Genomic DNA, 21,752 nt, shown 5'->3' with positions numbered 1-21,752 from the left:
CAATTACATGTAGTCTCTCAAATCGTTTAATGGCTCATTAAAATCATCGGGCACATGAATTTGGCCTTTTAGTGAACCTGCCTGTCGTTTGACTTTTTCTTCTTTTTCTTCTTCGAAAAACGTCACGAAAACTTTCGTTTTCTTATGCAAGGGCGGCTGTTCTGCCAGCGTTATGTGCCCATTTTCGTATGTCCCCTCAATAGCGATCAGCATGGCTACGTTCGTTAATACTCAAAGATAACCAAAAGGGGATGGGTTCAGGCCCTTCCCCTTTTGCCTATTTACCGAAACAACTCATCGAACGTCAGGCTCAGGTAATACAGACCGCCAATGCGGGCAAGGCCGTAGCCCTGGGCATAATATTGGTTCAGCAGATTGGTGGCACCGAGCTTAGCCTGTGTTTTCAGCGCGGGCAGTTTATAGCTGATCTGCGCATCGACGGTGCTCCAGCTGGGCAGCAGGATATCGCCCGCCGTGGTGCCCTGCTCTACCCACATCTGATCTGTCCAGCGGTAGGTAATGTTGGCACCGAGGCGGTTGGTGAGGCGCGGGTTGGCGAGGCTAACATTATACCGATTTTCGGGCGAAATAAAGAAGTTACGCCCACGGAACGCCACATCAAGGTCACTCATCCTCCGCTCAACGATGGGATTGCCGAAAGCGTCGTTCTGGATCACGCCGAAGTTGTCGCGGCGGGTGATCAGGCCCACCTGCCGGGCGTAGTTACCGCTGACGGTAAAGCCCCGACCCAGGCCATATTCGAGACCAAGCCCCCAGCCATTCACGAAAATCTCGTTGGTGTTGTTAAAGTTGACCTGATAGCTCGTGGTCGTGCTGGCGTTTTTCAAGTCAGCCACATTTCCCGACGTGGGTTGCAGGTAGTTTTGGGCGGCAATGAAATCGGTGTAGATGCTGCGGTACAAAAACGCGTCTACATACAACCGGTTCTTAATCAACGTTTTATAGCCAACCTCCCACGTCTTGATCTTTTCGGTCGTGAACGCTGCTGGGTCGGGTGTGTACTTCACGAGGTCAGTGGCGTTGCCCGATTTCTGGTACGCTGCCACAGAAGCAGGCGTGTAGGCGGGGTTGGCAATCAGGTTGGCAGCTTCCAGTGCTGCCTGTGAGCCGCCCACTTCGCCGGTTTTGCCATCCGACAGGAGCTGGTTGGGCGATGGGTTCCGAAACGCTGACTGCCATGATGCCCGGAAGTTGTGCGGCCCCACACTCAGTACGCCTGATACGCGCGGCGTGAAGCCACCTTTAAAGAACTCGTTTTTGTCGTAACGTACTGCCGCCGTAGGTTTCAACGTGGCGTTGAGGCCGAGTTTTAGGTTCAATGATCCCTGCAGATACCAGCCGTATTCATTGAAGGCAAACTCACTACCGTCTTTTTTCGTCGGGAAAATGGTACCCTGTGTGAGCATGCTATAGTGTCGGAAACTGGCCCCGGTTATTAGCTCAACAGCTTTTGGCAGCAGTTTCCGGAAATTGTACATCCCCTCGGCATGGTACATCGACGAATTGTCGAGCAGCCGCACCCCGTTTAGGCCCTTGGCGTTGGCCACCGTGGCCGCGCTGGGAATAGCCACATTGTTGGGCGTGTTGATTAATTCATCGCGGTAGCGGGTATAGTCGGCGCTGCCGGGCAGGAAAATGCCCGCGTCTGCAGCCTGTTTGGCGGCGAGGATATCGCCGGTATAGGCCTTGGCAAAATCACTCGCCCAGGTGGCGGTGGGCTTACCGATCTGCAATAGGCGGCGGGCCAGATTACCCAAGTTGTAGCCCTCGGCGGTTTGGCTGGTGGAATACGCCCGCACAAAAAAGTCCTCTCCCTTGACCTCAGCCCGGAACTGATTACGCTGATAATCAGGAAAATATTCGCGGAAACCAGCCGTGCGGATGAAGTTGCCCCCGCCGTAATACCAGCCTACCGATGCTTCGATTTTGTCCGTCAGTTTATAATGCAGCGACACGTTGGCGCGGTTGCTGAATATCTTACCCTGGTTAGCCAGCAAATCCAGTTCGGTATAGCCGGTGCGGGTCACGCGTTTCCCCACGAGGGCGGCGTTGGTGGTGTTGGTAGCGGTGTAGTCAAACGCGCCGCCGTTGTTGAAGTCGTCGCCGTAAATGTTCACTCCGTCATATTGCAGGTTGGTCGCCGGATTGTTGTTCGGTACGTAGCCGAGGCTCACCGTGCGGTTGGGCTGATCGACCAGGAAGGCCGCACGGTCACGATGCGACCGGTCGTCGTAATTGTCGGCAATGAAATCGGTGCCACTCAGCCGCTGGAAATTGACTTTAAACGCAAACCTGCCGAACGTTTTGGCGTAACGAATAGCCAGGTCGCTGTAGCCTTTCGGGCCGAAATTGGTCTTGCCCACGTTGTTCATGCCCACTTTTACCTGTGCGCTAAGTCCTTGATACACAAACGGGTTTTTGCTGGTGGTGAGCATCAGGCCCTGCAACGCATCCGGTCCGTACAGAGCCGAGGCCGCGCCGGGAATAAGCTCGATGCTTTCGATGTCGAGGTCAGAAACGCCCGCCACGCTACCAAAACCAAAGCCCAGGCCCGGTGACCGGTTGTCCATGCCGTCGGTAAGCTGCACGAAGCGGTTGTTATTGTTGGCGCCAAATCCGCGCACGTTCACCGATTTAAAGGTCAGGCTCTGCGTGAGCAAATCCACGCCTTTCAGGTTTTGGAGGGCGTCGAACGGGTTGGCGGCGGGCGAGTTGGCAAACTGCCGGGCACCCAGTTTTTCCACCGTCACCGCTGCCTTCCTGATGTCTTCCGGCACCCGACTGGCCGATACGACCACGTCTTCCGTCAGCGTCACGGCATCTTCCGCCAACGCAATGGTCAGTGGCTGAGTTGGGTCCGTAACGGTGATTTCCTGCCGGGCAAACCCCACAAATGAAGCCACAAGCACAAGGGGTGGTTGTCGATCTGTTTTCAACGAGAACGTGCCATCAGCACCTGTAGAAGCACCCAAATTGGTGCCACGGAGCAAAATAGTTACGCCCGCAAGGGGTTCGTTCGTTTTCTGGTCCGTTGCCCGACCTGTAATTGTCACGGTCTGGGCTTGCGCTGCTGTGGTTACGAGAAACAGTAGCAGAGTGAGGTAGCGTAATAATTTCATAAATAAGCGATGGGTGCTAAAATTTCCCGTAAAGATGCAACAAAGGTTAAAGAGTGAAAACAGGTGAATAGTGAAGGAGTAGCTTCGCGCTACGTGCCCCTCGACAAGCTCAGGGTGACAACAACTTTGAATCAACTCAAGATGATTGTTCTAGTATCCTGTCACCCTGAGCTTGTCGAGGGGCACGTAGCGCGAAGCTACTCCTTCACTATTCACGCCTTCAAAACCGCGTTACGTCCCACGTCAGCGCCAGGTAATATAGCCCACCGATGGTTGGGCCGGCGGCGTACTGGATGTAGCGGTTGTTGAAGACGTTGGCCGCGCCGGTCTTGATGGTCAGCGCGGGGCGGGGAACACGAATGGTAATTTGCGCATCTACGGTCTGGTAGGCGGGCACAACGCCGTCGGCGAGGGGGCTTTGCCAGAGGAAACTGTCCTGCCAGCGCCATACTACGTTAAACCCTGCCGTAGCGCCATTGGCTTTTTTCAGCAATTCACGGTTGCCGAAGCTAAGGTTAGTCACAAATTTGGGTGTGTTAAAGCCTGTCACGAATACATCTGGCGACGGGTTTCGGCTGATATTGTTGTAATTGGCATTGCCCGACGCCACGAATTTTCCGACGATGTTGTAGGTCAGGCCCAAGGCAGCGCCGTAGCTGGTATAGACGTTTTTGGCGTTGGTATACACCCGGTACCGCGTTTGCTTAGCCCGCGTGAGCATATCGAGTACGGCGGCATCGGTACCAACCGCACCGCTGGTAGGCACGGCCACGTCTACCTGCCCCAAAAACTTGTCGTAGCGGTTCAGGTACGCCTCACCATCCACCACCAGCCGGTTGTTGGCCAGTACGCTTTTGTAGCCTACCTCAAAGGAGTTAATGTGTTCAGGTTCAATAGCATTTAAGTTGGCAACGTTCAGAATAGCCCGGTTTTTCAGGGCCGCCGCATTGCGCGAAGTACCCCCCGCTACATCGGTGTTGACGGCAGCGGTGAAGAGATCGAGGGAGGCCAGGGTGTATGAGTTTTCGAGGAAACCGAGGCCCTCGTTCACCCGCGCCAGTCCACCCACGCGCCGCACCCCGGCGTTGTTCACGTACGACAGTGCTTCGAACAGGGCCGGAAACCGGTAGCCGTTCTGGTACGTAAACCGGATGTTATGCTTCTCGGCGGCGGTATACACCAGAGCAACACGGGGGTTCACTTTGGGCGAAAACTCCGGGTTGTTATCCACCCGCACCGACGCCGACACCTTCAGTTTCTCATCCAGCAGCAGCTTCGTGGCCGACACAAATGCGCCGTATTTGGTGTACAACTGACTGGCGCCCCCCGGTGTAGACCGTTGGTCAATCGGTTTGGAGAAATCGACGAAGTTGTTGCCGTCGGGTATGATGGCATACTCCCGAAAGTCAGCTCCCACGAGCACGTCAGCAAATTTGACCTGCCGCCAATTGTATTGTATGTCAGCGTGGTAGGTGTGGCTTTGCTGCCAAAGTGCCGCCCCGCCCGTGGCTGGTGCGCCCGGCACAACAGAACCAATATCCCAGTTGTTGGTGCCGATAATGGTATTTTTCAGCGAATTAAAGGCGGCAGTACCCGGCTCCACCCGCCCGGCATCGGCTACGGCCCGCGCCCAGTTCATGGCTGTGGCAAGGTCGACGCCGTTGTTCACCTGCGCCTGTAGCGCAGCCTGAAATTTACCCGCCCAAACTGCGTTGGTGCCGTTGTTGAGGTCCAGGTTATAGGCCAGCGGATTCAGGTTGTACGAATTGCCCGTGTTCTCGCTCAGCATGTATGCGCGGGCCAGCAACGTGGGGCTGCGGAGTTCAAGCTTGTGGTTTTGCACCGTCACGCCGTTGAGTTGAATCTTGTTGCCCCGCTGAAAAATGCCGTCCATTAATCCATACCGATAGCCGTAGGTCAGTTCCATTTTCTCCGTAAGCCGATAATGCACGCTCCCGTCGACCTTCAGGTTGCGCACGTGGGGGTTCACCAGGTCCTTTTCCAGGTAGCCCGTCCGGCTTACGTTGAACGTCTCGGTTTTACCCCCATACTGAATCGCAATGGCCGACCGTGAACTGCGGTCATCGCCGTAGCGGTTCCACAAATCGGCGGCGGGGTTGTTGGCCCCTGACAGCTCCGGAAAGCGCGGATTGGCCGACGCCAGCGGCTGCGGGTTCTGATCGGTTTGGGTGTTGGCCAGCCAGTCGGTGCCTTGTAAATAGCTGAAATTGAGCTTAAACGCCCACTTATTGTTAAACGCTCTGGCAATCCGTACCGCCGATTCGGTTAGGATAGACGGGTTCCGGTCTATCCCGTCGACATGGTTGACACCCGTTTTCTGGTACAAACTCACGCCCTGATACTGAAACGGCGACTTGGTTTGCAGGTTGGCCAAACCGTTGATGGCGTTCATGCCGTAGAGTGCCGAGGCCGCTCCCGGTGTGATTTCCACGCTTTCAATGTCAAGCTCGGTGGGGCCAATGGCGTTGCCCAGCGGCACCCCCAGCGTGGCCGCCTGCATATCAACCCCGTCTACGAGTTGCATGAACCGGAAGTTGTTGGGGATGTTGAACCCGCGGGTGTTGGGCACCTTAAACGTGAGGCTGGAAGTGGTCATCTGCACGCCTTTCACGTTCTCCAGCGCATCGTAGAAACTGGGCGCGGGGCTTTCTTTTAGCACCCGTAGGTTCAGTTTCTCCACCGCCACCGGCGACTTTAGTATGTCTTCTTCCATCCGTGAGGCCGTCACGACCACTTCTTTGCCTAAAATGGCCTCGGTACTCAGCGACACCGCAATGGGTTGACCCGCTCCCGCCACGCCGGGCCGTTCCAGCACAATCTCTTTGGCGGCATAGCCCACAATCTGGAAGGTGAGCGTAATGGGAAATTTAACCCGCGTTTTCAGCGTGAATTCGCCCGCATCATTGGTGGTTGTACCCGCCACGGTGCCTTTAATGAACACCCCTGCGCCGGGTAGTGGTAGCTTGGTTTCACTGTCATCTACCCGGCCCGATAATAGAATCAGATCGTCCTGCGCAAAGACGCTGACCGACGAAAAAACGCCTCCCAACAGAAGCAAAAGTGTGATAATGAGTACGTTGTTTTTCATTCGCTGCTGAGCAATCCACCCGTCATTTGATTAGTCCCTATTCTAGATAGACTATTAGTACTTATAATCTATTGATTTAGTAGGGTTTACAAATAAAGGATACGTTTGCTCAGCCTTCCAAACGGCCTGCTTAGTTGGGATCAAAAAAGCCGTAAAATCTTTCGGAGGTGAAACAGAATCCCGGAATTGGCCAATTCCGGGCTATAAAAAAAACAGGCAATGTCAACTTACTGAGTTGGCATTGCCTGTTTTGGAAATGTCTAGCGGAGCGTTGCTCCGCTGTATGGATAGTTTCGCGTGAAATCATTTACAAAGCGGAGCGTTGCTCCGCTAGACATCGACCGCGTCATAGATTACGACCTTTTCCCATAAATACGCGTAGTCATTCCGGAAGTCGTCGTGAATAGGGTGCTTTTGGTATAGCTCCTCATCGGCGGCGGTATCAAAAAAGCAGAGCCAGGAATAGGTGTAGTCGCGGTCAATAACAGCGCGATTGGTGGCGGCGGGCGTACCAATGTGCGACTGCTTGATGGATGGTACCCCGGCCAGCATGGTTAGCCCTTCCAGCAGCTTGGCTTTGTCGGCTTCGTTGCCTGCATCATTTAGGTAAAATAGTACGTGGTGAATAAACATAGGGGTGTGATTGATTGTGCTATTGGACGTTGGGTAAACGCATGTAGTGTCTGCTATCTAATGTCCGGCATCCATTAGGGCACCAAAAAGGCATCGAGGGCTTTGGTTGGGCGACCATCGGGACCCCAGGCGCTGAGGTTATATTGGCTCCAGCTGCGGGCACCTTCGGGTTCCCAGTAGAACACCCCCAGGCCTTTGCCGTTGGGTACAGCCTTTGTGCGTTGCAACACAGCCACGAGCATATCATAGGTGTTTTGAACCTTGGTGTCTTCACCGCCCACTTCCACCACCATCACCTCTTTGCCGTAGCGGGCAGCCAGGTCATTCATGTTTTTGCCCAAGTCGTCAATTGACAGAGTATAGTCGGGGCTACCCGTGAGCCAGTAGGGGTAATAGGATAACCCGATCACGTCGTAGCGGGCCTTATGCACCTGTGCACTGTCGAACCAGGCCCGGAATCGGGGAATATTGTTGCCCTGGTCAACATGCAGGATCACTTTTGAGGTTGGACTAACGGCTTTAATGGCGTCATATCCCTTGTTGATGAGTTGAGCCAACCCAGTCCAATTGGCCGTGCTGCCTTCGGGATAGATCATACCGCTGGCTGTTTCGTTGCCCACCTGTACCCACTTCGGTGTAATACCCCCTTTTTTCAGTGCCGTCATCACCTCAAACGTGTACGCATACACATCGGTCAGCAACTGCGGAAAAGGATGGCCTTCCCAGGCAGCGGGTTTTTGCTGCTTGCCGGGGTCAGCCCAGGTATCGCTATAATGAAAATCGATCATGACGTCCATACCCCATTTTTTGGCGCGTTGGGCCATGACCACGGTTTCGTCTTTGCTGCAATGGCCGCTGGCGTTGTCCTGCGAGGGATTCACCCAGGTTCTGAGGCGGATAGCGTTGATGCCGTGGTCTTTCAGAATCTGGAAACAATCCTGTTGTTTACCCTGGCTGTTGTAAAATTTGTAGCCGCTGGCTTCCATTTGGGGCAGCCAGCTGATGTCGGCCCCTTTGGCAAAAGGCTGCGTTTGCCCTACACTGGGCACGTAGCTGGCGGTACAGCAGACCACCATGAAAAATAGACCACAGATAGCCACACCGTTCAGGCGTATACGAGAAAAATAAATCATCAAAAAAATGGTCAGTAGCAGTTTGTTGCTGTTCGCTGTCAAAGAAACAGCGGTTACGGGCATTGTTTACCCGATTTGGCAGAAATAGTTGGTTTATTAATCGCTCGGGCTAGTACCCTATGATAAGTAAAGAGTGGCTGTTGCTGCATACCGGCGTTTATCGTGTTGATGAATACCAAAATTATCACCCGCGCTATCTGGCTGCTCTCGTTGGTGAGTCTGTTTGCCGATCTGGCTAGTGAGATGCTGTACCCGATTATGCCGGTTTACCTGCAACACATTGGGTTCTCGGTGGCGTTGATCGGCCTGCTTGAAGGCGTAGCCGAAGCTACGGCCGGGCTGAGCAAAGGCTATTTTGGTCGGTTGTCTGACCAATGGGGTCGCCGGTTGCCGTTTGTGCGGCTTGGCTATATGCTCAGTGCCTTATCGAAACCGATGATGGCCCTGTTTCCGCTGCCAGGCCTGGTATTTTCGGCCCGCACCCTCGACCGGCTCGGTAAAGGATTACGTACCGGTGCCCGCGATGCCCTGCTGGCCGACCAGTCTGACCGCCAGACCCGGGGGCAGGTCTTTGGTTTTCACCGGTCTATGGATACGCTGGGCGGAGTACTCGGCCCGGTGGCAGCATTAATCTATCTCTACTTCTTTCCCGGACAGTATACGGCCCTTTTCCTACTGGCCTTCGGGCCGGGGCTGGTGTCGGTGGGGCTTACGCTTTTGCTCAACGAGCCAAACAGGAAGCAGGTGGCTGAGCAGGTTATGACCAGCCAATCGGTTGTTGATCAGGTAAATGCGAAACAAAAGCCAGCTTCCATTTTCTCGTTTTTGCATTATTGGAAAGAAAGCCCGCCCGAATACCGCCGCGTGGTGGGTGGATTGCTGGCGTTTGCGCTGTTTAATTCGTCGGACGTATTTCTGTTGCTGAAAATAAAGGAGTCTGGCCTGACCGACAGCGCCGTTATCGGCCTGTACGTTTTCTACAACCTGGTTTATGCCGTGATGGCCTATCCAGTGGGGCGCATGGCCGACCGGCTGGGTTTAAAGCCAACGCTGCTGGTCGGCCTGGGTTTGTTTGCGCTCGTATACGAGGGCATGGTAGTGGCCAACCAATTCTACCTGTTCATTGGCCTGCTGGGCTTGTATGGCATCTATGCGGCGGCAACGGAAGGTATTGCCAAAGCCTGGATTAGTACCATCAGCGCCCCAAAAGACACTGCAACGGCCATTGGCACCTACGCCGGGCTGGGCAGTCTGTGTGCCCTGGGGGCTAATGCCCTGGCGGGGTGGCTGTGGTACACGTTTGGGGCACCCGTAACGTTTGCCGTCACAGGTGCGGCAACTCTGGCTGTTATCATCTACCTGGTAGCGCTTGAAGGCAAACGCGATAACGTTGCCTTACAGCAACAACTGCGCGACGTGACGGACCCGGATGTAATAGAACTGGAGAACGAACTGACCAGCCACGCCCCGTCGACGCAAAAGCCAACCGTAACCATGACCCGGTCGGCGTTCATCGCGGTTGTCCTGCTGCTGTTTTGCCTCGGTACCTGGACGGTCTACATGTCGTATCGGGCCGTTAGTGCCACCCGTGTGTCTGCATCAGCAGCTAGTAACGCCACTGACCGTACAATGACTGAAAAGGAAACCCCTTTACCAAAGTCGAACGGGTATTTTGGGCCCAAAAAGCCCGCTACGCCGGGGCCACGCGCCGTGCCAATACCAACCGGGCGTTTGAACAGCCCATCTGTTGCAAAGGGCCCTGTGCCTGTCAAACCACTGTCGGTCAGTGGTTTGTCGGCAGGTTTATCGGCAGGTGAAAAACTGCCCAAAAGAGCACCCCTGTTGCCGGCGAGTAACCCGGCGGTACGGTCTGCCAAACCCCGCCGAAGTCCGGTACGGCTCTACACGCTGTCGTCGATCTATACCCATCTATACCAACGGCCCGATAAACGCAGCGACCGGCAAGCCCTCGTTAACCTCTGGAAACGCGTTGTGCTGACGCCGCTAGCCGAGCGAAATGGATTTGTCTTCGTGGTTTACACCAACAAAAAAGGACAGCGGATCAGGGGGTGGCTACCCAAAAGAGCCCTTCGGCCGCTGAGGCTGGATACGCCATTGTATTCTTCCTGATAAAATAACGACCCGGCTGGTTTACTGGGTAGGTGCCTGCTCGTAGATCGTCCAGAGCTGATCGGGCGAGTCGTGCTTTTTTGCCAGCACAATGCTTTCGTTCACCGCGCCCGACGTATTGGACGGGGTCAGAAACAGATCGGTGCCTTTGAGGCGAATACGGTATTTACCAACTCCGGCGGGCAGAAAATCGTACTCCTGTGTTAGTTGCGAGGGCACCAGCGGCTGCTGTTCAAGCCTGGCACCTTCTGTTGTGACCCCGCCAACGGGCTGCAGGGTTTTGCCCGTGAAAAGGTTCTTTAGCTGATACGTTTCGCCCCCCACATGCTGAAAATCCCAGGTCATGCATTTCCAGTTGACGGGCGAATAGCCTACAATGGCTGTGCCATTGGCTTTGCGGGCTTCTTCGGGCCGAAGCAACAGACCAGTCTTTACATTCTTGATGGCATAAGTGCCTTTAATTACCTGTGCAAATAAGCCATTACCCATCAGGCAAAAGGCCATTGATACAACGAAGAGCCACTTTTTCATCACGGTATACAGTTTAGTGTTGTAAGTCTATTGACATTGATACATACTGTTTTGCGTTGTCACCACAAACAAAAAGGGATGTCTTTGCTGTGGGCAAAGACATCCCTTTCAATACGCTAACCGCCAGACTAGGCCGCCCGAGAACTAACAGGCTTGCGAAGCGAACCAGGCCGCACAGTACGGGGCTGTGCTGCTTCTTCAACGGCTTCGGCCGATACCGCGCCCATGTGTTGCGCCCGCTTCAGCACATAGTCGAAGGGGAGGTTGAAATAAGTTGACACTTCGCTGCGGAACGAGTCGGGGAAACGTGATAGTTTGATACCGAAAAATTTCTTCATCTCACCCTCAGGCAGGAGAGAGGCAAGTGCCACGCGCTCGGCTTCGTCGAGCAACTCACGGCGGTTGGCATATAGGTGCTCCAGCCCGATGGAGGCCGCCAGGATGTTTAGAAACAGGTTTTTGTACATGCCTGATAATTCGGCGGGGAGGATGATCCAGCCCTGCTCCCGGAATTTGGCCGAAAAACCCGTCAGGCCGGGGGTGCCGCGTAGTTCACCGGCAATCAGTTCGGCAGGAAAACGCAGCCGGCTTTGTCCCTGCGACAACTCATCTTTCTGAAGACGGTATACAACAGCCTCCACAGGGCTTTTCTGGAAGAGTATGTCGGCGGGTAACACGCGGGTGCTTTCCCACTGCTCCGTCATACGCACGAAGAGGGCCTCGTTGTGAGGCAGGTTCTCGGCATTGCCGAGACTAACGAGCATCTGACGGAAATTGGCCAGAAAATCAATCTGAAGTTGACCAGGAAGATATTTGGTACGAGCCATAAGCGCAGAAAAAGCCGGTAAGATTCCCCAAGGAGACCGGCGTTCATTAGTGTTGTTAGTATACTGATGTAACAGAGTAAAGTTAAGCTTCGTCAGCGACTTTTGCAAGCCATTCCTATCTATCAAAATAGACTGGTAGTCAGAAATATAAGATAGCTTTTCTGGGCTTCTCAGGGGCGCCTGCAGGTTCGCCAAACGCCGGGTTGGCTTACTGCCGGATTGTTTAATCCTTCCCCGGAAAAGCTGAACAAATGAGGCAAACACATCGTTGACCAATTGGTGGCAGTCAATGCCGCAAATGGCCCGGAAAACGGGGTTTTTATCCTTGTTTGCGTAGCCATTGGCCTGTACTTTTGCGGGGTCGTGGCAACGCTGAACGTCAGCGTTTAACCAGGCTTAATTGGTGTTTTTCAACTGTATATCTGCTTAATATCCTATGTCTTGGGTAACCCAAACGTTAGCCAGTTCGCTTGGTCGAAAAGTGATCATGTCGCTGACGGGCCTGTTTTTGTGTACATTCCTGATCGTACACGTGGCAGGTAATCTGCAATTGTTCAAAGCCGACGGTGGCCGGGCGTTTAATGAATACAGCTACTTCATGACCCACAACCCGGTGATCATGACGGTGTCGTATCTGCTCTATACGTCTATTGTTGTTCACGCGCTGATGGCTCTGATCCTTACGCGTCACAACCAGGCATCGCGCCCGGTTAAGTATGCTTACCAACGGCCCGAAGCCAACAGCCCCTGGTCGTCGCGGAACATGGGTATTTTGGGTACGGTGCTCCTTATCTTCATCGTCATCCACATGCGCACGTTCTGGTACACGATGCACTTCGGCCCCATCCCTATGGCTGAGTATGATGGTAAAGAGTACAAAGACCTGTATAAGATCGTGCTGGAGGCGTTCTCAAACTGGTGGTATGTGCTGTTCTATGTCATTGCCATGGGCGCCCTCGGTTATCATATGGTACATGGCTTCAAGAGTGGCTTCCAGACGTTGGGTCTGCGCCATAAGAAGTACACCCCTTTGATCGAATTTTTGGGAGTATATGTTTTTTCTATGCTGATTCCGGCCCTTTTCGCTGCCATGCCGGTTTATTTTTTCCTTAAACACGTAGGTGTCATCGGATAAGTAGCTTTCCTAACAACGAGCGTCTATGAACTTAGAGTCAAAAATTCCGGAAGGGCCGTTAGCCGAGAAATGGGCACGGCACAAGTTCGGCTTGAAGCTGGTAAATCCGGCTAACAAGCGGAAGTATGAAGTAATTGTGGTTGGTACGGGTCTGGCGGGCGCATCGGCCGCTGCCTCACTAGCCGAATTGGGCTACACTGTGAAGGCTTTTTGCTTTCAGGACAGCCCGCGTCGGGCGCACAGTATTGCCGCCCAGGGTGGTATCAACGCCGCCAAAAACTACCAGAACGACGGCGACTCTGTCTTCCGGCTGTTCTATGACACCATCAAAGGTGGCGACTACCGCGCCCGCGAAGGCAACGTATATCGCCTGGCCGAAGTAAGTGTTAACATCATCGACCAGTGCGTGGCGCAGGGCGTTCCATTTGCCCGTGAGTATGGCGGTCTGCTGGCCAACCGGTCTTTCGGGGGCGCACAGGTAAGCCGCACGTTCTACGCACGGGGCCAAACCGGTCAGCAGTTGTTGCTGGGGGCTTATTCGGCTTTGAGCCGGCAGATTGCCAACGGTAAGGTGAAGATGTTTCCCCGCACCGAAATGCTCGATCTGGTGGTGGAAGGCGGCAAAGCCCGCGGCATCATCACGCGTAACCTGGTAACGGGTAAGATCGAGTCGCATTCAGCGCATGCGGTGCTGCTTTGTACGGGCGGTTACGGCAACGTGTTCTATTTGAGCACCAACGCCATGGGATCAAACGTGACGGCGGCGTGGCGGGCGCACAAAAAAGGGGCCCTTATGGCTAACCCTTGCTTCACGCAGATTCACCCCACGTGTATTCCCGTGAAAGGTAAGTACCAGTCGAAGCTGACGCTGATGTCGGAATCACTGCGGAACGACGGGCGCGTTTGGGCACCCAAAACCAAAGAAGATGCCGAGAAGATCCGGAAGGGAGAGTTGAAGCCAACCGACCTGAAAGAAGAAGACCGCGACTACTTCCTGGAGCGTCGCTACCCGGCTTTTGGTAATTTGGTGCCCCGCGACGTGGCCTCACGGAATGCCAAATACGTTTGCGACGAAGGGCGCGGCGTGGCAGCCACCGGTCTGGCTGTATACCTCGATTTTGCCGATGCTATCAAGCGCGACGGTCGTACTACGATTGAAGCGAAGTATGGCAACCTGTTTGAGATGTACGAAAAGATTGTCGACGACAACCCGTACGAGACGCCAATGATGATCTACCCCGCTGTGCATTACACGATGGGCGGTCTCTGGGTTGATTATAACTTAATGACCACTATCCCAGGGCTTTATGCTTTGGGCGAGGCTAATTTCTCTGACCACGGTGCCAACCGTTTGGGTGCTTCGGCGCTGATGCAGGGTCTGGCCGACGGCTATTTTGTTGTGCCGTATACACTGGGCGACTACCTGGCTACCATTGGTCATGCCGACAAACTGCCTGTTGAAGCGCCCGCATTCAAGGCCGCTGAAGCAGAAGTAAAGCACATGGTCGACCGGTTGCTGAGCGCGAAGGGCGAACGCACTCCGGAAGAGATTCACCGCGAACTGGGCCACATCATGTGGGACTACTGCGGCATGTCGCGTTCGGCGGAAGGGTTGAAAAAAGCGAAGGGCATGATTCAGGATCTGAAAAAAGAATTCTGGACCAACATGCGCGTGGTAGGTGACGCCGAAGAGATGAATCAGGCCCTGGAGCAAGCTGGTCGGGTGGCCGACTTCATCGAACTGGGTGAACTGATGGTCGACGATGCACTGGCGCGTGAGGAGTCATGTGGCGGGCACTTCCGCGAAGAGTACCAAACCGAAGACGGTGAGGCCCTGCGCGACGATGCCAACTTTGCCTACGTGGCAGCCTGGGAATACAAAGGTGATAACCAGCCCGAAGTGTTACACAAAGAAGAACTCGTGTTCGAAAACGTGAAACTGACACAACGGAGCTATAAATAAACTAGATGTTGACTACTGGATATTGGATGTTGGATTCGTTCAATAGTCCAACGTCCAGTATATAACGTCCAGCATCCATTTCGAAAATGAAGATTAATCTCAAAGTCTGGAGACAAAAGAACGGGAATGCGGCCGGCAAACTCGTTGATTATAAGCTGGATAATATCTCGCCCGACATGTCGTTTCTGGAAATGTTCGATGTGTTGAACGACGAGTTGATGCACAAAGGTGAAGAGCCGGTAGCATTCGACCATGACTGTCGCGAGGGTATCTGCGGCATGTGTTCAATGTACATCAACGGGCGGGCGCACGGACCACAAACGGGGGCTACCACCTGCCAACTGCACATGCGGAGCTTTGCCGACGGTGACACCATCATTGTGGAACCCTGGCGGGCACGGGCCTTTCCGGTCATCAAAGATTTGATGGTCGACCGGTCGGCGTTTGATCGGGTGGTGCAATCGGGTGGCTATGTGTCGGTGAATACCGGCTCGGCCCGCGACGCCAACGAGACGCTGATTCCCCGCACCATTGCCGATGAGGCCATGGACGCGGCACAGTGCATCGGCTGTGGTGCCTGCGTGGCGGCCTGCAAAAACGCGTCGGCTATGTTGTTTGTGGCGGCCAAGGTATCGCACCTCGCTGTGTTGCCACAGGGACAGGCTGAAGCCAGCATTCGGGCCGAGCGGATGGTAGCGCAAATGGACGCTGAAGGATTCGGGGCCTGTTCGTTTACGGGTGCCTGTTCGGTAGAATGCCCCAAGTCGATTTCACTCGATCACATTGCCCGCCTCAACCGCGAATACCTGGGTGCCAAAATCACCTCAGAGGCTGTTTGATTTGGGTTTCAGTTTTTATTAAAAAGGCCTCCCGCGTTAGCGCGGGAGGCCTTTTTTGTGGGTTTTCACCTCAGGCCTGAACGCCAATACAGGTTAATTACAAACCCCGGTATGGTAGGATAGGGGTAGAGATAGGCGACGGAGGTAGGCGGCTTATAGCGTCAAGTTTCTTTACTTAGCCAAATGAAACTTGCCCCGGTAATAGTACTCATCTTATTTGGTTTTGTCGCGTCGGCACAATCCGACATGCGCATCGACAGCTTGCCTCAGAAAGGTGTTCTGCTCGAAAAAGGCTGGCGCTGGCATGCAGGTGATAATCTGGCATGGGCATCACCTTCGCTGGACGACAGCCGCTGGGATACCGTAGCGAATTACCCTACAACAGATCAACTTCCTGATTTCAGAAAAACGAACATTGGTTGGCTAAGACTACCTGTTTTGCTTGATTCGGCAGTGGCCGCGCAGTCGATATCCTTTCGGATTGCGCAACTAGGTGCTTCGGTGGTGTACATAGACGGAAAACCGTTGCGGGCCTACGGACAAATGGACGCGTCGGGCAAGGTGATTGAAGCCATGACCGCACCGCAGGGCGACTTTGAACTGCTGCCTCCACTAAGCCCCGGCCTGCATATAGTGGCAGTTCGGCTGGCGCACCGGCCCGTGCGCTGGTACGAACCTAGCCGACTCGATAAAGTCAATGGTGCCTTTGGTATACGGTTTGTGCCAACGAAAGGCAGCAACCGGCGCGTCGTACTCCGTACCTTCTGGGACGTGGCGGGCGCGTACTGGCTCGCTGGTTTTTTCCTGTCGCTGGCGGTGGTCCATGCTTTTTATTTTGTGTATCGGCGGAAACGGATCAGCCTGGTATTTGGTCTTACCATGGTGTTTGGCGCGATCTATTTCATTGCCCAAAACGCCCTTAAATACACCGCTGGGATCGTGCCAATTAGCTGGCTGGGGTTATTGAGTCTGCTGGCATTTGTACTCTATCTCAGTTGCCTGCTCCTTACGTACTACTTCTACCTGCAACGTCGACCAGGCCTGGTGTTCTGGCTGACGGCGGCGTTGATGCTCATCAACGTAGTTCTGAGCAACTACAGTGCCTTCGAATACAACGCCTACGTTTTCTCTTTTGGCATCACGCTGTTACTGACGCAGGGCATGTTTTTGAGCGTAAGTGCCATCAAAGCCAAATCGGCCGACGGCTACATTGTAATGGGAAGCCTGATCAGTCTGATCGTGATGCTGACCAGCCAACTGGTGGTCAACTACCTGTTTCAGAGCGTGTTTGCTGCTCACCTCGACACGATCAACGAAACACTCATGGCCCTGTTTTTCCTGACCGTTCCCCTCACACTGGCACTGCTGCTGGCGCGCGAAAACGCTCATACCAACCTACAACTGGCCCATAATCTGGCCGAGGTGAAACAGCTTTCTGCCGAAAAAGAGGCCATTCTGAACCAACAAAAAGCTTTTTTGGAAGAACAGGTTGCCGCCCGTACTGCTGAGTTGAATCAATCGCTAAACGATTTGAGGGCCACCCAGCAACAACTGGTACAACGCGAAAAAATGGCCTCGCTAGGTGAACTGACGGCGGGTATTGCCCACGAAATCCAGAACCCACTCAACTTCGTCAACAACTTCACCGAGGTGAGTACCGAACTGGTGGAGGAAATGCAGGAAGAAAAAACAAAGCCGCTGACTGACCGCGATGACAGGCTGGAAACTGAACTCCTGACTGACCTCACCCAGAATCTGAGCAAAATCAGTTTCCACGGAAAACGGGCATCGAATATTGTTCGCGGCATGCTCGAACACTCCCGCAGTAGTGCCGGGCAGCGTGAACCAACCGACCTCAATGCCCTGGCCGACGAATACCTACGGCTGAGCTATCATGGTCTGCGAGGTAAAGATAAAGCCTTTAATGTCAGACTGATAACTGATTTTGATACCGCGCTTCCACTTATTTCGGTGGTGAGTCAGGACATGGGCCGGGTGCTGCTAAACCTGTTCAACAACGCATTTTACGCCGTTTCGGAACGTGCCAAACGACAACCCACAAATTACGAACCAACCGTCACCGTCACCACCCGCACCTTTACCGAACCGTCGAACCGCCCTGAAGGGGCCACATCAACAGCCCAGTCCACCGGACTGGGATCATCGGAACCGGAATCGTCGGAACCGGGATCATCGGAACACATCGAAATCAGGGTAACAGACAACGGCACGGGCATTCCGGCGGGGGTATTGAACAAGATTTTCCAGCCGTTTTTCACCACCAAACCCAGCGGGCAGGGGACTGGACTGGGCCTTAGCCTTAGCTACGATATCGTCACCAAAGGCCACGGCGGTACCATGTGTGTGGAATCGGTTGAGGGCGAGGGAAGTACGTTTGTCGTGGTGCTGAAACGATAGCCATCCCAGAGGCCATAAGTCTTTCTTGATCTCAGTGAGAAATGTCTTCTGCTGACCTCACCAATCCCCTGCTGTCACGCGCGGTCTGATCGCTCAGTTTTTCTTCCGTATCGCGAATCGCCTCTTCCACTGAGTGTGACTTAAGCAGGTCACTGGCTTGTTTGGTCAACTCGGCCATGGCGCTGTAGTGTTCACAAAGCACCTGTAGCTCCTGCTCCGAGAGGTTTTCGACCGAAACGAGTCGGTTGCTGGCTCCTTTTGTGGCCGAAATAAGCTCGTTGAGTTTTAGTTGTACCGCCAGCGACTCTTTGTTCTGCGCTTTCTGAATGACGAATACCATCAGGAACGTGATGATGGTGGTACCGGTGTTGATGACCAGTTGCCAGGTTTCAGAATAATGAAAGATGGGTCCGGTAGCCGCCCAAACGAGCACAATACCCATAGCTAGTATAAAGGCTGTTGAGCTACCCGTGACGCGGGTGATGTAGAGCGCAAAACGGTCGAAACGGTCTGACCATCTCTGCTTTGGTGCCTGCTCGTTCTCAGGGGTTGTGTTTTCCATTGTTATGCTGAGCGAATGATTGTCAACGAATAACAGGAAAAGCCTGTCAGATTGGTTATTTTTCTTATTGTAGATGTGGAAGTTAGCCGTTGGATGCTGGATTTAGCCACCGGAATCCATTAGTCCAGCGTTCATTATCCAGCATCCAATGCTCTTCTATACTGCTTGTGCTGCTTTTCGTTTCACCTGCTCGTTGCGACTACGGCGGGTGTAGATGAGGCCATAGATAACGGGCAAGATCAGCAGCGACAGAATGGTGCTGGTAATGAACCCGCCAATCATCACCGTGGCCAGGGGCTTCTGCGTTTCTGAGCCAATGCCCGTCGACAGGGCCGCGGGCAACAAACCCAGCGATGCCATCAGGGCGGTCATCACAATGGGCCGTACCAGGGCGATAGACCCCTCGCGGATGGATTCGAGAATACCCATTTTCAGCTTTTGGTTCTCTTTGTAACGGTTGATCAGGATAACCCCATTCAGTACCGATACACCGAAGAGACAGATAAAACCAACCCCCGCCGAGATACTAAAGTTGATACCAGTGAGCCACAGGGCCATAAAACCACCGATAAGCGCAAACGGCACGTTCAGAATGATCAGGGTGGCATCCAGCGCGCTGCCGAATGTGAACAGCAGGATCAGGAAGATAACGGTAATGGAGATGGGCACCACCACCAGCAGCGTTTTCTGAGCGCGGGTCTGATTCTCAAATTCACCCGCCCACCGCATCCGGTAGCCTTCGGGCAGCTTAATTTTCTCGCCTACCGTCTTTTGGGCTTCGGCAATGGTGCCGCCCAGATCGCGACCCCGCACCGAAAATTTGATGGCAATGAATCGGGCACTGTTTTCCCGATAAACAAACGCTGGACCCGACTGCGTGGTGATGTTTGAGATTTCTTTCAGCGGAATCTTGGCCCCCGTGCGGGTAGGCACCAGCAGGTTTTCAATCATTTCGGGCGAGTAGCGAAACCGCTCGTCGTAGCGCACTTTGATGTCGTACTTGCGTTCGCCTTCAAAATACTGCGTCACGGTTTTGCCGCCAATGGCCGTTTCAATCACCGACTGCGCCACGTCTGTCGGCACGTTGTACAGCGCCAGCTTCTGCGGGTCGAGGGTGATGCGGAATTCGGGCTGACCCAGGTTACGGAATACGCCAAGGTCTTCTACGCCCCGGATGTGCCTCATCACGTTTAGCACCCGCGTAGCTTCTTTGTCCAGCACGTTCAGGTCGGTACCAATGATTTTTATGGCCATAGACCCCTTCACACCCGACACGGCTTCTTCTACGTTGTCGGAGATGGGCTGCGAGAAACCGAACGAAACCCCTTTGAACCGGGCTAACTTCTGCTGCATCTGCCCAATGATTTCTTCCTTTGTCAGGCCCCGTTTCCAATCTTCCTTCGGGTAGAGGTCCACGAAGAACTCATTGTTGAAGAAACCTGTGGGGTCGGTACCGTCGTTGGGGCGGCCCGTTTGCGAAATCACGCCCCGCACCTCCGGGAACTCCTTGAAAATGGCCCGAAACTTCCGCGTATACGCGTAGCTCTCGTCCAGCGAGACCGAGTAGGGGAGAGAGGCCCGCACGTAAATGGATCCTTCGTTCAGACCTGGCAGAAACTCGGAACCCACATGGGCGGCGAAGATATAGCCCGAAATAGCCAGGCCCACCAGTGCAATACCGATGATGGATTTTGGCTTCCGGATGGCCCAGTCGAGCGCGGGCGTATAGCCGTTGATGATGAACTGCACTAGCGGATTATGCCGTTCACGAACGTTCTTGCGCAATAGGATTGAGCATAGCAGCGGAATGAGCGTAAGGCTCACGATGAGGGCACCCAACAGGGCAAAACCAATGGTCCAGGCCAGCGGGCTAAACAGTTTACCTTCTACTTTCTGGAAGGCAAAAATGGGTAGTAGCGCCGTGATAATGATCACTTTAGCTGTAAAAATCGACTTGCCCACCTCGGTTGCTGCCGAGGCAATCCAGCTTAGTTTAGCCCGCTTATTGAACTGCATCATCCCCAGCGTTTCGGCTTTGTGGGCCAGCACCACAAACAGGCCTTCCACCATGATCACCGCCCCGTCAATGATGATACCGAAGTCCAGCGCGCCCACACTCAGCAGGTTGAGCGTCATACCCCTGATCTTGAGGCAGATAAAGGCGAACAGCAGGGCCAGTGGAATCACAATGGCCACCGTCAGCGTGGTGCGCCAGTCGGCCAGGAACAGCAGCAGAATGACCGTTACCAGGAAAATGCCCAGAAACACGTTCTCGCCCACCGTGTGTATGGTGTAGTTGTTGAGCGTAGTACGGTCATAGAACGTGTTGATTTTGACGTCTTTGGGCAAAATCGAATTGTTCAGCTCGTCGATCTTGGCTTTCAGCGCGGGAATTACCTGATCGGGGTTTTCGCCCTTGCGCATCACCACAATGCACTCTACTTTATCGTCTTGGTTGTCGCGGCCTACAATACCCAGCCGGGGCTGAAATGATTCCTTTACAGTAGCCACGTCACGAACGCGGATAGGTGCGCCGTTCACGTTGTCGATGATGATACCGGCCACATCGTCGGGCTTGGTGAGCAGGCCAATGCCCCGCACCACCAGCGACTGATTCCCCTGCTTGATCACGTCGCCCCCTACGTTGACGTTACTCTCGTGAATCGCCTGATCTACATCAACGGCTGTAAAGCCATAGTCGGCCAGTAGTATTGGGTTCAGGCTCACCTCAATGGTTTTCACCTTTCCGCCAAAGCTCACCACATCGGCAATGCCCGGTACTGATTTGATCTGCCGCTCAATCACCCAGTCCTGAATTGACTTCAGTTCAGTGATGTCTTTGGTCTTGCTTTCCAGTGTAAACCGGTAAATCTCACCCGTAGGGCCGTAGGGGGGCTGAATTTCAGCCTGCACACCTTCGGGCAGATCAACGTTGGCGATGCGGTTGGCCACGTTAGTCTGCGCCGTGAAGTTGTCAACCCCATCGTCGAAGATCATGGTAACCACCGAAAGCCCAAAGAGTGACACCGACCGAAGCGTACTTTTCTTGGGTACTGAGTTCAGTTCGGTCTCCAGCGGAATGGTCACGTAGCGCTCTACCTCCTCTGCCGACCGCCCCGGCCACTGCGTAATAATAATTGCGTTGGTATTGGTTACGTCGGGAAAAGTCTCGACGGGCGTATCCATAAAACTAACCACCCCGCCCACAATGATGAGCAGTATGCCAAAGAATACCGCAAAGCGGTTCGTCAAGGCAAAGGTGACAATGCTGCGAATGAATTTGTTCATCAGTAATGATTAGCGAATGAGCGAATGAGTGACGGTCCGGCGTA

Annotated in this window: 14 protein-coding genes; 5 read left to right on the top strand and 9 right to left on the bottom strand. The window is 54.0% G+C overall.

The window, feature by feature from the left end; all coding sequences use genetic code 11:
• Positions 1–3: 3 nt before the first annotated feature.
• From J2I47_RS16310 to J2I47_RS16290, 5 genes are all read right to left on the bottom strand, one after another.
• Positions 4–213: a DUF2281 domain-containing protein gene (locus J2I47_RS16310; RefSeq protein WP_207365649.1), complete on the bottom strand. Its 210-nt coding sequence runs from the start codon at positions 211–213 to the stop codon at positions 4–6.
• A gap of 68 nt (positions 214–281) precedes the next feature.
• Entirely contained in the window at positions 282–3,140 is a 2,859-nt protein-coding gene (locus J2I47_RS16305; protein ID WP_207365648.1) for a TonB-dependent receptor, read from the bottom strand.
• Between the two features lie 220 nt (positions 3,141–3,360).
• The gene (locus tag J2I47_RS16300) at positions 3,361–6,249 is read right to left on the bottom strand and encodes a TonB-dependent receptor (RefSeq protein WP_207365647.1); all 2,889 of its coding nucleotides are present in this window, start codon (positions 6,247–6,249) and stop codon (positions 3,361–3,363) included.
• Positions 6,250–6,579: 330 nt separating this feature from the next.
• Entirely contained in the window at positions 6,580–6,882 is a 303-nt protein-coding gene (locus J2I47_RS16295) for a Dabb family protein (protein WP_207365646.1), read from the bottom strand.
• A gap of 74 nt (positions 6,883–6,956) precedes the next feature.
• The gene (locus J2I47_RS16290; protein ID WP_229374697.1) at positions 6,957–8,015 is read right to left on the bottom strand and encodes a glycoside hydrolase family 53 protein; all 1,059 of its coding nucleotides are present in this window, start codon (positions 8,013–8,015) and stop codon (positions 6,957–6,959) included.
• Between the two features lie 168 nt (positions 8,016–8,183).
• Between J2I47_RS16290 and J2I47_RS16285 the strand changes: the two genes are divergently transcribed.
• Positions 8,184–10,145, top strand: coding sequence for an MFS transporter (locus J2I47_RS16285; protein ID WP_207365645.1), 1,962 nt, complete (start codon positions 8,184–8,186; stop codon positions 10,143–10,145).
• A 21-nt stretch (positions 10,146–10,166) separates the two neighbouring features.
• On the opposite strand, the gene J2I47_RS16280 is transcribed toward J2I47_RS16285, so the two are convergent.
• Positions 10,167–10,676 carry an RICIN domain-containing protein gene (locus J2I47_RS16280; RefSeq protein WP_207365644.1) on the bottom strand — a complete coding sequence of 170 codons (510 nt, stop codon included), beginning with the start codon at positions 10,674–10,676 and terminating at the stop codon, positions 10,167–10,169.
• A gap of 128 nt (positions 10,677–10,804) precedes the next feature.
• Positions 10,805–11,503: a hypothetical protein gene (locus J2I47_RS16275; protein ID WP_207365643.1), complete on the bottom strand. Its 699-nt coding sequence runs from the start codon at positions 11,501–11,503 to the stop codon at positions 10,805–10,807.
• Between the two features lie 436 nt (positions 11,504–11,939).
• On the opposite strand from J2I47_RS16275, the gene J2I47_RS16270 reads away from it, so the two are divergent.
• The 4 genes from J2I47_RS16270 (at position 11,940) to J2I47_RS26615 (ending at position 17,858) form a co-directional block, all read left to right on the top strand.
• Complete coding sequence (locus J2I47_RS16270; RefSeq protein WP_207365642.1) at positions 11,940–12,638, top strand: succinate dehydrogenase cytochrome b subunit; 699 nt, start codon at positions 11,940–11,942, stop codon at positions 12,636–12,638.
• Between the two features lie 25 nt (positions 12,639–12,663).
• The gene (locus tag J2I47_RS16265; RefSeq protein WP_207365641.1) at positions 12,664–14,601 is read left to right on the top strand and encodes a fumarate reductase/succinate dehydrogenase flavoprotein subunit; all 1,938 of its coding nucleotides are present in this window, start codon (positions 12,664–12,666) and stop codon (positions 14,599–14,601) included.
• An 86-nt stretch (positions 14,602–14,687) separates the two neighbouring features.
• Positions 14,688–15,440, top strand: coding sequence for a succinate dehydrogenase/fumarate reductase iron-sulfur subunit (locus J2I47_RS16260; RefSeq protein ID WP_207365640.1), 753 nt, complete (start codon positions 14,688–14,690; stop codon positions 15,438–15,440).
• Positions 15,441–15,623: 183 nt separating this feature from the next.
• Entirely contained in the window at positions 15,624–17,858 is a 2,235-nt protein-coding gene (locus J2I47_RS26615; protein WP_229374696.1) for an ATP-binding protein, read from the top strand.
• 31 nt (positions 17,859–17,889) lie between these two features.
• Here J2I47_RS26615 and J2I47_RS16250 read toward each other — a convergent pair whose 3' ends face one another.
• Together J2I47_RS16250 and J2I47_RS16245 are read right to left on the bottom strand one after the other, a co-directional pair.
• Entirely contained in the window at positions 17,890–18,420 is a 531-nt protein-coding gene (locus J2I47_RS16250; protein ID WP_207365639.1) for a low affinity iron permease family protein, read from the bottom strand.
• 156 nt (positions 18,421–18,576) lie between these two features.
• On the bottom strand, positions 18,577–21,708 hold the full coding sequence (locus tag J2I47_RS16245) for an efflux RND transporter permease subunit (protein ID WP_207365638.1): 3,132 nt from the start codon (positions 21,706–21,708) through the stop codon (positions 18,577–18,579).
• Positions 21,709–21,752 lie beyond the last annotated feature (44 nt).

Origin of the sequence: Fibrella rubiginis, assembly GCF_017353185.1 — a bacterium.
GTDB lineage: Bacteria > Bacteroidota > Bacteroidia > Cytophagales > Spirosomataceae > Fibrella > Fibrella rubiginis.
This window is presented reverse-complemented; position numbering and strand designations above follow the sequence as displayed.